Source organism: Vibrio genomosp. F10 str. 9ZD137 (assembly GCF_049974785.1).
In the GTDB taxonomy this organism is placed as follows: Bacteria; Pseudomonadota; Gammaproteobacteria; order Enterobacterales; family Vibrionaceae; genus Vibrio.
Map to the genome: position 1 here is coordinate 1 of NZ_JBNGCJ010000650.1, position 11,741 is coordinate 11,741.

At 41.9% G+C, this 11,741-nt stretch carries 13 protein-coding genes; 9 read left to right on the forward strand and 4 right to left on the reverse strand.

Annotated features, from left to right (window positions below):
- Together ACP45E_RS15765 and rmf are read left to right on the forward strand one after the other, a co-directional pair.
- The coding region (locus ACP45E_RS15765; protein ID WP_141707363.1) for a DUF3466 family protein at positions 1-848 on the forward strand (848 nt) is incomplete at its 5' end.
- 166 nt (positions 849-1,014) lie between these two features.
- Positions 1,015-1,188 (forward strand): ribosome modulation factor, encoded by a 174-nt coding sequence (gene rmf, locus ACP45E_RS15770; RefSeq protein WP_017038606.1) that lies wholly within the window; start codon positions 1,015-1,017, stop codon positions 1,186-1,188.
- Positions 1,189-1,322: 134 nt separating this feature from the next.
- On the opposite strand, the gene fabA is transcribed toward rmf, so the two are convergent.
- Positions 1,323-1,841: a bifunctional 3-hydroxydecanoyl-ACP dehydratase/trans-2-decenoyl-ACP isomerase gene (fabA, locus tag ACP45E_RS15775; RefSeq protein WP_026026719.1), complete on the reverse strand. Its 519-nt coding sequence runs from the start codon at positions 1,839-1,841 to the stop codon at positions 1,323-1,325.
- Between the two features lie 72 nt (positions 1,842-1,913).
- Positions 1,914-3,560, reverse strand: a complete 1,647-nt coding sequence (locus ACP45E_RS15780; RefSeq protein ID WP_017038605.1) for a S16 family serine protease — start codon at positions 3,558-3,560, stop codon at positions 1,914-1,916.
- A 158-nt stretch (positions 3,561-3,718) separates the two neighbouring features.
- Between ACP45E_RS15780 and matP the strand changes: the two genes are divergently transcribed.
- The 3 genes from matP (at position 3,719) to ACP45E_RS15795 (ending at position 4,952) form a co-directional block, all read left to right on the forward strand.
- Positions 3,719-4,168 carry a macrodomain Ter protein MatP gene (matP, locus tag ACP45E_RS15785; RefSeq protein ID WP_017034261.1) on the forward strand — a complete coding sequence of 150 codons (450 nt, stop codon included), beginning with the start codon at positions 3,719-3,721 and terminating at the stop codon, positions 4,166-4,168.
- 22 nt (positions 4,169-4,190) lie between these two features.
- On the forward strand, positions 4,191-4,502 hold the full coding sequence (locus tag ACP45E_RS15790; RefSeq protein ID WP_017034262.1) for a DUF3634 family protein: 312 nt from the start codon (positions 4,191-4,193) through the stop codon (positions 4,500-4,502).
- Between the two features lie 123 nt (positions 4,503-4,625).
- Positions 4,626-4,952: a hypothetical protein gene (locus tag ACP45E_RS15795; RefSeq protein WP_017034263.1), complete on the forward strand. Its 327-nt coding sequence runs from the start codon at positions 4,626-4,628 to the stop codon at positions 4,950-4,952.
- Between the two features lie 324 nt (positions 4,953-5,276).
- Here the strand turns inward: ACP45E_RS15795 and ACP45E_RS15800 are convergent, their stop codons facing one another.
- On the reverse strand, positions 5,277-7,007 hold the full coding sequence (locus ACP45E_RS15800; RefSeq protein WP_017038604.1) for a response regulator: 1,731 nt from the start codon (positions 7,005-7,007) through the stop codon (positions 5,277-5,279).
- A 4-nt stretch (positions 7,008-7,011) separates the two neighbouring features.
- The gene (locus ACP45E_RS15805) at positions 7,012-8,130 is read right to left on the reverse strand and encodes an FIST signal transduction protein (RefSeq protein ID WP_026026718.1); all 1,119 of its coding nucleotides are present in this window, start codon (positions 8,128-8,130) and stop codon (positions 7,012-7,014) included.
- Between the two features lie 778 nt (positions 8,131-8,908).
- Between ACP45E_RS15805 and ccoN the strand changes: the two genes are divergently transcribed.
- The 4 genes from ccoN to ACP45E_RS15825 all read left to right on the forward strand — a co-directional run.
- Positions 8,909-10,336 carry a cytochrome-c oxidase, cbb3-type subunit I gene (gene ccoN, locus ACP45E_RS15810; RefSeq protein WP_017034267.1) on the forward strand — a complete coding sequence of 476 codons (1,428 nt, stop codon included), beginning with the start codon at positions 8,909-8,911 and terminating at the stop codon, positions 10,334-10,336.
- A 12-nt stretch (positions 10,337-10,348) separates the two neighbouring features.
- Positions 10,349-10,969, forward strand: coding sequence for a cytochrome-c oxidase, cbb3-type subunit II (gene ccoO, locus ACP45E_RS15815; RefSeq protein WP_017034268.1), 621 nt, complete (start codon positions 10,349-10,351; stop codon positions 10,967-10,969).
- Positions 10,970-10,980: 11 nt separating this feature from the next.
- Positions 10,981-11,157, forward strand: a complete 177-nt coding sequence (locus ACP45E_RS15820; protein ID WP_017034269.1) for a cbb3-type cytochrome oxidase subunit 3 — start codon at positions 10,981-10,983, stop codon at positions 11,155-11,157.
- A partial coding sequence (locus ACP45E_RS15825) for a cbb3-type cytochrome c oxidase N-terminal domain-containing protein (RefSeq protein WP_141707364.1) occupies positions 11,154-11,741 on the forward strand: 588 nt, incomplete at its 3' end. The genes ACP45E_RS15820 and ACP45E_RS15825, both read left to right, overlap by 4 nt.

The window sequence follows — 11,741 nt, forward strand, 5'->3', positions numbered from 1 at the left end:
AACCGCTCTTCCGATCTGACGTTTATGCCGTGGGTTACAATACGTATACCGATGATAATTATGTCGATGCGTCTATCTTTGTCGCGAATACCTCTTTTACTACCGCTGGAGATTGGACGACAAGACGCATCTCTGGCGCTGAATCTCGCATCAATGGGGATACCATCCACAGTAATTCAGTAGCAACAGGTATTAACAATAATCTGCTTGTGATTGGTGAAGCAAAGCGAAGTGGTTTCTACCCTCAAAACGGTGCAGCAGGTAATTTATTGTTTGTGAGTGATGCAAGCAAATCATCACCATCTGCAACTTTCCTGTCTGGTGGGATTTTCTTTTCTGGTGCTGGTGGTAAAGCGGGCGCAGTCAATAACTACAACGAAATTGTAGGGCAGATTGACGCAGAAGATACGCGAGAAAATGATGGTAAGCCTCGTCGGAAACGTGGTTTTATCTATCCATATGATTTCAAGGGGCAGTTTGGTGAACGTCGAGCGATCTTTGGTAACAAAGCTCAGTTTCTTGATAACTTAACTAACGACAATAACCCTAATGGTCATGCGAACCAGTACCGTATTATCGATGCGACAGATATCAATGATGCCGGTGTTATTTCAGCAACGGCTATAAAATGTGTTGGGGGTTACGATAATACGACCCACAACTCATACTGCGGTGGTGGTAATCAGACCGAAAAAACGGTAGCGGTTAAGCTAATACCAAAGCAAGGCGCTGAGGTTAGTCACATTGTAACGCGTGGTGTTGAAGAGCCGGTTGTTGAGCGACAAGGTGGAAGCATAGGCTGGGCCATGTTTGCACTTATTGGGCTGTTCGGGTTCCGTAGGAAATAGGTTAATTTGTAATCTAGAGCACAGCATCACATTTTTGGTGCTGTGCTTTTTTTTAACTTGAGAAAACTCAGATTTTGATCGAATCTTAATATTGGAGTCACATTAACTCCATTTAGATTTAATAGTAGTACGTTAAGAAACCATGTATATGTAAGAGGACGACACTATGAAGAGACAAAAGCGTGACCGCCTAGAAAGAGCACAATCTCAAGGTTACAAAGCGGGGCTAAACGGACGTTCTTCCGAAAATTGCCCGTATCAACAAATGGATGTGAAATCATATTGGTTAGGCGGTTGGCGTGATGCCAGAGATGACAAACAAGCGGGTCTCTATAAATAACTTCCTTCTGCATACAATGTAAAAAGGAACATTAGCCCCGAAAGGGGCTATATATGCAGCCCTTGGCGCACTATAACTAATTTTATAGTTAGAAATAAAGCGACTCAATGAGTCGCTTACTAATCCATTCGTACTTAAAAAGCTGACGTATCTTGGAAAAGACCCACTTTAAGATCTTTTGCTACGTAAATTTCTTTTCCATCAACAAGAACACGACCATCAGCGACACCCATTACTAAACGTCGGTTAACGACACGTTTTAGATGAATTTCGTAGGTTACTTTTTTCGCGGTTGGAAGAACTTGTCCAGTGAACTTAACTTCACCCACACCCAGTGCACGGCCTTTACCTTTACCGCCAACCCAGCCAAGGTAGAAACCAACAAGTTGCCACATGGCATCTAGGCCTAGACAACCTGGCATTACAGGGTCGCCAGGGAAGTGGCAATCAAAGAACCAAAGGTCTGGAGTAATATCAAGCTCAGCTAATACTAGTCCTTTTCCGTTATCGCCTTCTGTTTCAGACATCTTCGTAACGCGGTCCATCATTAACATATTTGGCGCAGGAAGCTGCGGGTATCCAGGACCAAATAGTTCACCTCGGCTAGAGGCTAGAAGATCATCACGGTCGTAAGAATCACGTTTATTTTGCATTATATCAATCACTCCAATTTCTGATAGGTGCATCTTAGTGAACAGGTGTACGCTAAACAACTCCGATCAGTTTTATGAGAACCAGTTTTTCAACCGCTCAATAATCCCAGGCGGATGTTCAAGTCTTTCATAGTTTTCAATGCGTTCAGCGATTTTACTAACGACACTGCTGTCGTCATCACCTCTAAAAGGTTTGTTAATTAAAATAGGGACCGCTTCATCAACGTTTGATACGGGCCAAATATGAAATTCTCCTGTTTTGATGCTCTCAATCACCGCTTTGTCTAGAGCCAAGTGTTTCAGGTTTGAACGCGGTAAAATGACCCCTTGATTGCCAGTGAACCCTTGGTGTTTGCATACGTGGTAAAAACCTTCAATCTTTTCGTTCAGGCCGCCAACCGCTTGCACTCGGCCAAATTGGTCAACCGCTCCAGTTACCGAGATTTCCTGTGTAATAGGGTAGCCAGACAGTGCACTGACAAAACAGCACAACTCAGCAAGTGAGGCGCTGTCGCCATCCACTTCACAATAAGACTGTTCGAATACCAACGAAGCAGAGTAAGGGAGAGGCTCATCAAAATTTAAGGCACTGCTGACAAACGCTTGCATGATCATCATGCCTTTTGCGTGCAGGTTACCGGCTAGGTCGACTTTTCGTTCTACGTCAGAGACATCACCGTCACCGAAGTGGAGAACACACGATATTCTCGCAGGCTCGCCATAAGAAATAGGGTGTCCCGCTACATCAACGACGGTTAATGCGTTAACTTGACCAACTTGTTCGCCCTTTGTTTCAATAATGACTTGACCATTCAAAATATCAGATAGAGCTCGCTCTGGAAGATAGGACTCTCGGTACTTCTTGTTATCAATCGCTTTATCTATGTCTTCAAAACGAATACTTTGATTATTTGAGACTAGCGTTGCTTCCTGTAATAGAGCCAGGTGCCACATCAAACAGACAGGAACGTAACCTTGATCTTCCGTGTAACGAGCACCAGCAAGCAGCAAACGTTTAATAGATGAGGGTTCAATAAAAGGAAGCGAGTAGGTTGTTGTGATCCAGTTAAGGTAGCCTAGATAAAGTTCAATGGTCGAGTCTGACAACGGAAGCTCAAGTTCCAACTCACTAAATAGGCACAAACCGGTATGGATGTCGGCATCTAAATAGTCTATTTCAGCGAGTTGCTCGCGGTCTCCGACGATAACAATTTTGAGGTTGTAATAGTTTTCGATCGCCTGATCTAATTCGTGTTTGGGATCAAGATTAATCGGTGACGTATTTTGCCCTAAAACAACGGACTTCAATTTTAACCAGCTAGCTGGGTTCGCCAATAAGAACGTCGCGCTAAGAATCAGATACCCATTGTTTGCATGATCTAATAGGCCAGGGACATGCTGTTTGAGCTCGCCATCTTCAGCTTTGTATTGGCCAAAGACCTTTGTTGAATCTAAAGTTTCGCTGTAGATCACCGAAGTGGGAGCGCCGACACACGATTTAACTTTTTCAGAGATCAGGTTTCGATATAGAGCGTTGTCAGGCGCATTAATCATCATGACTCTTGAAACGCCAGAAAGTCCAACAAATTGATCAATTGCTCCAGAAAGGCGGGTTTGAGTTGCCATAAACGCTTTAGGTGGGATTGAAGTAATACCTTCAATTGATTGATTAAAAGCGTCGTATTGAGGCGTGACCGCGCGCCAGATTTCTTGATTCATTCATTATCATCATAGACATATTAAGGACTGAAAATTGTAACGTAAAAGGGCATTTGGGCATAGATAAAATGATCTTTCTCTATTTTTTTAACTAAGATAATTGTTATATAACAGGCGTAGAGTTACGCTGTCACCATAGACAGTCAATGGATAGTGAAATGAAGTATCAACAGCTTGAAAATTTAGAATGTGGATGGAAGTGGCAATATTTGATTAAAAAATGGAAAGAAGGTGATGAAATAACCCGCCATATTGATTCAAGTGAAGCTGACTCTGCGGTTAAAGCGCTGCAAAGTTTGGAGCACGAGCCCACATTAGTCCTTGACTGGATTGAAGAACACATGGCTTTAAATTTAGATAACAAAATGAAACAGGCGATACGAGCAAAACGTAAACGTCACTTCAACGCAGAGCAGATACACACTAAAAAGAAATCCATCGACCTCGATTATAGAGTTTGGGAAAAACTCTCTTATCGCGCTAATGAGCTAGGTTGTACCTTGTCTGACGCGATTGAATATCTTCTTACTGAAGCATCGAGAAGTGAAAAGGCCAGCCAGACAGTGAATGATCTCAAGCAAGATCTGAGTAAGCTGCTTTCCAATTAATTACTAGATATGAGGTTAAGTCATGTTATATGTCATTCTCATCGGTGCCATCATTGTCTTTTGGCTTGTTGCTGTAGACCGGCCAGTACTGAAAGTAACGTTTGTTGCAGGGAAGATTTCGAAAGTAAAAGGGCATTTCCCTGCAAAATTTCGCACAAGTGTTGAAGATATAGCCAGCATTGTACCTTTTGATGGCACTTTTAAAGTATATCAACAGCGTACCGGGCCTAAATTGGTGTTTTCTGAGGCCGTGCCCAAAAAGGTTCAGCAAAGAATACGGAATGTTTTTCCACATCAAGGTTTTAAAAATAAGTCGAGCAATAAAAGAGCCTAGTCCATTGTTAAACAATGTTATTCAACAACGTTATTACACATAGACAGGCCGTGCCTCGATAATTTTAACCTCACTTAAGGCGTTTTAATCTGCAGTTGTTAAGCTACTTCGTAGGAGGTACTTATGATTGTACGACTAATAGTGTTAACGGTGCTCTTATCTGGCTCTGCGTGGGGTCAAGACGATACGGATTACAACGCGACGGCAAAGAAGATCAAAAAGCATCTAAGTAAGCAGCTGAGAAAACTCGAATTTGAAGATAACGATTTCTGCGATCTAATGTTAGAAATGAAGTTGAAGCAGAGCTATGCCACTGTTCGAAGAGTTCATGGCACGGGTGGAAGCAAAATGTGCCGAGAAAGTAAAAAAATACTTAAGAAACAGAAAAAATTCCGATTTACCGAGCCTGAAAAATACATACGTATTCATGTTTCAACTAAAGATTTGTGAAGTTTCTTCCGTCAAATCACGAACTATAAGAGACAATGGAACGAGTGATGGAGTTGCGACTAACAAACCTTAGCCGTAACAAGCTTTAGAACGGATGAATACGCTAGAATCAGCCCAAATAACCCATACAATTAAGTGCGTATTATGTGTATTATGGTAAATTAAAATCGGGTGTAGCCTGGTTCACGTCTATTCACTTGTCACATCTCTTCTTTGCCACCTATCTATTGAACATAAAGCTATTTACCATAAAGTACCTAATAATCATTTATTTATCTGGCGATAATAAGTGATTATTAGTTTAGAACGTTACTCATGTAACCTTTAGTTAATCTGTATTTTGGCAACTTCATAGAGTGCTTGAAGTATTTCTTGGCGTCTTATTGGTTTAGAGACAAACATATTCATTCCCGCTTCTAGGCAATCTTGTTTGTCTTTCTCCATCGCATGCGCGGTTAGCGCTATGACGGGGATTGTCTCATTAAATGTGCGTAGTTCTTTGGTGGCCGTCAACCCATCCATGATAGGCATCGAAATATCCATAATAACAACGTCTATTTTGTTGAAGCTGTCATTTTTTAAGTATTCCACTGCTTCCCGACCATTAGATAGTGTTGTTACATTGTAACCATATTTCTCTAATAAGAGTCGGATGACCATTTGGTTGGATTTCGTATCCTCTACGACCAAGACATTTTCTATTTCCGGAGTAAAGTCTGGGATCGATGTTTTTTTCTTAGCGTTACTACTCTGTTTTTTCTTATTGACTGGGATGAGCACTGTAAAGCAAGATCCTTTACCTAAGGTACTTTCGACGTGAATCTGCCCGTTCATTAATTCAACGAGATGCTTAGTTATGGTGAGCCCTAGCCCTGTTCCCCCATATTTTCGGGTGATTGAACTATCTGCTTGTGTAAAGGGAGAAAATAGAGTGGGTATTCTACCGTTTTCAATGCCTATTCCGGTATCTATGATCACTATTTCTAGTCGTTTATCTTGCACTTTAGCGGAAACAGAAATCGTCCCTTTTGTGGTAAATTTAATCGCGTTACCAACTAGGTTAAATACAATCTGGGATAGACGCGTAGGATCGATCCAGTATAATTCTCGATCAATAGTATCGAAGTCAACCTTCAGGTCTAATCCCTTTTTTTCTGCCTGAATAACATAGTTTTCGAGGGTCTTTTTCAGTTGCTCTCGCAGCTTAATCCACTGATATTCCGTAGAGAATTTACCCGATTCAATTTTGGTCAGATCTAGAATGTCATTGATCAATACTAGCAATAGTTCTGCAGAAGACTCTATTTTACTCAGTGTCTCTAGCTGCGAGCGATCAACAAGCTCACACTCCAGAATGTCAATGAGACCAAGCACCGAGTTCAACGGTGTTCTTAATTCATGACTCATCATTGCCAAGAATTGCGTTTTCGCCTTACTTGCCTCTTCAGCTTTTTCTCTTGCCAGTTTAAGTTCTTCTGTTCGGATCAGCACTAATTCTTGGAGGCTCTCTTTGTGCTCTATATCAATGAGCGCTCGCTCCAATAGCGGTTCAAAACGTGACAACGTATCGCGTGAGGAAATTGGGAACTGACCTTTTCTTTGCCCCAATAATAAGATAACTGATTGAGAGATTGTCGTGTTTATCCCAGTAATGATCGCTGCGTTAATCTGGTCTTTAACAAATTGATTTAAATGAGAGAATTCAGGGAGAATGGTTGGCTCAAAAAGAATAATTCGGTCGCCATTTAGGACTCGAGTAAACTTTTCCCCTACTGGCCAATTGACGTTAACGAAAGCCGAGTTTGATGTTAAAAATGTCCTAAATTCCGAATCACTTTGTGTTTTACTTAAAACGACAAAATCATCAAAATCGATGTATAAAGCCAATATTCGCTTCAGCTCGTGGAAAATTTGGTGTCGATTTTGAGCACCTGTAATGGCGGATATTGCGTCAAGAATCGCCCTGTTTTCTATAGCTAGGTTCGCCTCGCGCTGTTGGCTTCGTTTAAGCTCTAGCAGGATTTCGTTTAATTCTTCTTTCGCTTTAAATTCCATATTGCTACCAAGAGGAATGAAAGACAGCAGATGACACCATTAAATTACCATGGGCATTCTCGCCACCAATGAATCGTCCTTGTTCTCCATAGGTAAATGGGCAGATAAACGGGTTGTTGCTGAGTTCAGCTCTTATTCGTCTATTTACCTCGTGAATATCTTCTTCTAAGTAAAGCATGGGTCCTGCACACATGATACAGATAGCGCCAATGACCAGTTGTTCTGAGTGGATGTTTCGTTTGGTTTCTTTAAGAATTCGCGCGGCACGAGAAATAAGTTGCTCTCGGTCACCGGACATTAAGGTAACTTCATCCCCAACCGCTACGTTAGTAAACAGTAATAATCCTTTGTTTATGCTTATATTTATGGGGTGAGATAACTTGTAGTAAGGTGTGGTGTAAACTTCTCCGACCATTCGCCCTAAAGGATATTCGGTCACGATTTCAAAAGAAAAATGTGTGGGTACTTCTACTCCCGCATGATCGCTGATCCATTCCAGGTAGACGTCCTGCGCTGATTGGTGGTCAATCTCTAATATTTCTCTGTCGTTACATTTCGTGATTGTACCTTTGAACTCTGTTGGCGTGTACCCTGCACTCAATCCTGCGGTGACTTTTTGTGAAGGGTAAAAGAGTTGTAGTGCAAATCCGGTGTTTGTTGCCCCTGATTCTGTAAAAATGGACCACTGCTGCTTTATGTTGTTGTCCGCAGCGCTTCCGCCAATGATGGGTACTTTGGTATGAAAAACATTATCAATTTCTTGAATTATCGATTCTTCAATACCTGGTGTTGCATGTAAGATAATAAACCCTGGTACTTCTCCAACACGCTTAGCATTATTAAGAGCGGTATTTAGTGCATTAGATGTCGCCTGCTTTATATTACAATCGCTTGCTAATTCGATCAGACCTGAGCCATAAGCGCTTGTATCAATATCATAGATAGCCAAAATGCCGACCACATTGCCAAAATGTACTCCCTTTTCTGTCATTATTCCCTGACAACTTGAGCAGCCAATGATAGAGATATTTGTTAGAGATGAGTTAAAAGCGTGTCGTAACTCATGGGGATCGTATTTTTCTGTGTAATAGCAGATTATGCTTGCAAGGTCCTCACGATCCAACCCGCTCAATAATTCTTCTATGGCAGTGTGTTCATCTTCAATATGTGTGACTCGGGTAATAAACTGCATAACATGTATTAAATGAGCTAAATCGTGACGTTATTTATACAATAGATTTGCCCTTGGACCTATTAGTTCAAGCTATGAATGATTCATTGCTTGAAATTTATAATGTTAACTTGATATATGTCGTTATTTTCGAGGGTTACATTTAACATTATCTCGGTATTTTGTCCCTTCTTGGGCAATGTCCATACGAACAGTCCATCGGTCTCAATAGGTATTAAGTCACTCGAAACAGTGACCTTCTCACTGTTGAAATCTAGCTTTAATTTACCTTGGTTAAATCTGGCCTCCAAAGTGTTGTTTTTTACATCAAATAAACACAGTTCTTGGTAGTTGCAATCCACTAATTGAATTTGTGAATGGGTTATCGTGCGCCACGTAAATACACCTACCAGTATAGACAACGTGATGATTATTTGAACAAATCGTCCTTTAGTTAGGGGTTGAGCTGCCATTGTTTTTATGCCTCCATGTAATTAAGTTCAAATTTTTAAAAAAAACCCTCAAAACCTGACCATTAGCAAGGTTACTAAGCTGTCATTAAATTGTTAATTCAAGTATAGTTTCGTCCTGAAAGTGCCACTTTTTTAAAAGTTGATAATGGAACTGAAACGCCGATATAAGGCTTATATTTCCAAAGGATTTGGGTGGCATTACGACACTAGTCGTGTTGGAAGTAAAGTGTAGTTAATAAAAAAATGGAAGCATGCAAATGAGCCAAGAACAGCAGCTTGAGCAAAACTATAACTATACAGTCGTTCGCCAGTTTACCCTTGTAACTATTCTTTGGGGTATTGTTGGTATGGCTGTTGGTTGTTTGATTGCCGCTCAACTAGTTTGGCCACAGCTAAACTTTGATACGCCGTGGTTGACATACAGTCGCCTACGTCCTCTGCATACTAATGCGGTTATTTTTGCGTTTGGTACAAGCGCGCTATTCGCAGCATCTTATTATGTTGTGCAGCGTACTTGTCAAACTCGTTTATTTGGTGGCCCTCTCGTCGCATTCACCTTTTGGGGATGGCAGGCGATAATTTTAGCCGCTGCAATTACTCTACCTTTGGGGCTTACCTCAGGTAAAGAATACGCAGAACTAGAATGGCCAATCGATATTGCTATTACATTGGTATGGGTCGCTTACGCAGTCGTGTTCTTTGGAACACTGATCACGCGTAAAACCTCACACATTTATGTAGCAAACTGGTTCTTTGGAGCCTTTATCATCACCGTTGCCGTTTTACATATTGTAAACAGTATGGCGATACCAGTGTCAGCAGGAAAATCCTACTCGATTTACGCGGGTGCGATAGATGCGATGATACAGTGGTGGTACGGACACAATGCGGTTGGATTCCTTCTAACTGCCGGTTTCTTAGGTATGATGTATTACTTCGTCCCTAAGCAGGCAGAACGTCCAGTTTATTCTTACCGTTTATCCATCGTTCACTTTTGGGCGCTTGTTTCGCTCTATATTTGGGCGGGTCCTCACCATTTACACTACACCGCGCTACCTGACTGGACACAGTCGCTAGGTATGGTTATGTCTTTGGTTTTATTTGCTCCGTCATGGGGTGGTATGATCAACGGTATTATGACGCTGTCTGGTGCTTGGCATAAACTTCGCTATGATCCAATCCTACGTTTCTTAGTGGTTTCTCTATCCTTCTACGGCATGTCTACATTTGAAGGCCCAATGATGTCGATTAAGACGGTTAATGCCCTATCCCACTATACTGATTGGACGGTTGGTCACGTTCACTCTGGTGCATTAGGTTGGGTTGCAATGGTCACGATTGGTACGGTTTATCACCTTATTCCTCGCCTATTTAATCAAGAACGCATGTACTCAGTTGGCTTGATCAATGTGCATTTCTGGTTGGCGACGATTGGTACGGTTCTTTATATCGTAGCCATGTGGATATCAGGTGTTATGCAAGGTCTAATGTGGCGCGCGGTCAATTCAGACGGTACGCTAACGTATAGTTTCGTTGAATCAGTCCAAGCTTCATACCCTTACTATACTGTTCGTTTCATTGGTGGCTTTATCTTCCTTGCTGGTATGTTCTTAATGGCATACAACGCATACAAGACAATCGCCGCGCCAAAAGATAGCCTAAAAGCTATCCAGCAACCGGCTTAAGGAGATTATAGAATGAGCTCTAATTCGAACAATCGCCATGAAATTGTTGAACGCAATGTCGGCTTGCTTGCCATACTGATTGTGATAGCGATCAGTTTGGGTGCTTTAGTGGAAATTACGCCACTTATATTCCAAAAGCAGACAACCGAGCCTGTAGAAAACTTGCGCCCTTACACGGCACTAGAGATGGAAGGTCGTGATATCTATATCCGTGAAGGGTGTAATGTTTGTCACAGCCAAATGATTCGTCCATTCCGTTCTGAAACTGAACGTTACGGTCATTATTCTGTTGCTGGTGAGCACGTATGGGAACATCCATTCCTATGGGGTTCTAAGCGTACAGGTCCCGATCTTGCCCGTGTTGGCGGTCGTTATTCTGATGAATGGCATCGTGTACACCTAATTGATCCTCGTGAACTTGTTCCTGAGTCAAACATGCCTGGTTTTCCTTGGCTTGAGGAGAATACCCTTGACGGTAAGCACACTCAGAATAAGTTATTGATCTTTAAGAATCAGTTTGGTGTTCCATACACTGATGAGCAGATCGCCAGTGCTGAAAAAGATGTTGAAGGAAAAACAGAGATGGATGCCATCATTGCTTATCTTCAATCTCTTGGCCATGCAATGAAATAAGGGGAATAGTTATGGATATTGGTACTATTCACAGTATATGGACCGTCGTGTTGTTTTCTAGCTTCATTGGAATTGTATGGTGGGCGTACGGCAAAAACCGTAAAGCTCGCTTCGATGAAGACGCAAATTTAGTGTTTGCTGACGAACAAAACACGGAACCTAAAGAACAGGGAGTGACGAAGCAATGACTACATTTTGGAGTCTTTGGATAATCATCATTACTATCGGTACGTTGGTTGGATGTGCGGCCGTACTTATTTGGTGCCTGAAAGATAAAATGGGCGTTGAAGACGGTGCTGACATGGGCCATGAGTATGATGGTATTCGAGAATTGAATAACCCTCTACCTAAGTGGTGGACTTACTTATTCATTAGTACGTTCATATTTGCCGCCGTTTACCTTGCTCTTTACCCAGGTCTGGGTAACTTCAAAGGGGTTTTAGGTTGGCAAAGTTCGGATCAAACCGTTCGCTCTTTGGAAGAGTCAAAAGCATCGATAGCGAATGCGCAGAGTAGTAAGCAGCTCGTCCAGTACGCAAAAGAACTCGATGATGCTGATGCGTACTTTGGAGAAGCATTTAAGCGCTTGGCATACGATTCGAATGGCACAGACTTGCGTTCAATCCCGGATATTGCTGGCGATGAGGAAGCGGTTAAAGTCGGACAACGTCTGTTTTTGCAAAACTGTTCTCAATGTCACGGTTCAGATGCACGTGGTCAAAAAGGCTTCCCTAACCTAACAGACGATGCTTGGTTGTACGGCGGTGAACCT

Bases quoted from the DNA above. Each gene is read 5' to 3' on its own strand.
- ACP45E_RS15790 (WP_017034262.1), top strand. From the start codon at position 4,191: ATGTTATATGTCATTCTCATCGGTGCCATCATTGTCTTTTGGCTTGTT.
- matP (WP_017034261.1), top strand. From the start codon at position 3,719: ATGAAGTATCAACAGCTTGAAAATTTAGAATGTGGATGGAAGTGGCAA.
- ACP45E_RS15820 (WP_017034269.1), top strand. From the start codon at position 10,981: ATGGATATTGGTACTATTCACAGTATATGGACCGTCGTGTTGTTTTCT.
- ACP45E_RS15800 (WP_017038604.1), bottom strand. From the start codon at position 7,007: ATGGAATTTAAAGCGAAAGAAGAATTAAACGAAATCCTGCTAGAGCTT.
- ACP45E_RS15795 (WP_017034263.1), top strand. From the start codon at position 4,626: ATGATTGTACGACTAATAGTGTTAACGGTGCTCTTATCTGGCTCTGCG.
- ccoN (WP_017034267.1), top strand. From the start codon at position 8,909: ATGAGCCAAGAACAGCAGCTTGAGCAAAACTATAACTATACAGTCGTT.
- ccoO (WP_017034268.1), top strand. From the start codon at position 10,349: ATGAGCTCTAATTCGAACAATCGCCATGAAATTGTTGAACGCAATGTC.
- ACP45E_RS15780 (WP_017038605.1), bottom strand. From the start codon at position 3,560: ATGAATCAAGAAATCTGGCGCGCGGTCACGCCTCAATACGACGCTTTT.
- fabA (WP_026026719.1), bottom strand. From the start codon at position 1,841: ATGCAAAATAAACGTGATTCTTACGACCGTGATGATCTTCTAGCCTCT.
- rmf (WP_017038606.1), top strand. From the start codon at position 1,015: ATGAAGAGACAAAAGCGTGACCGCCTAGAAAGAGCACAATCTCAAGGT.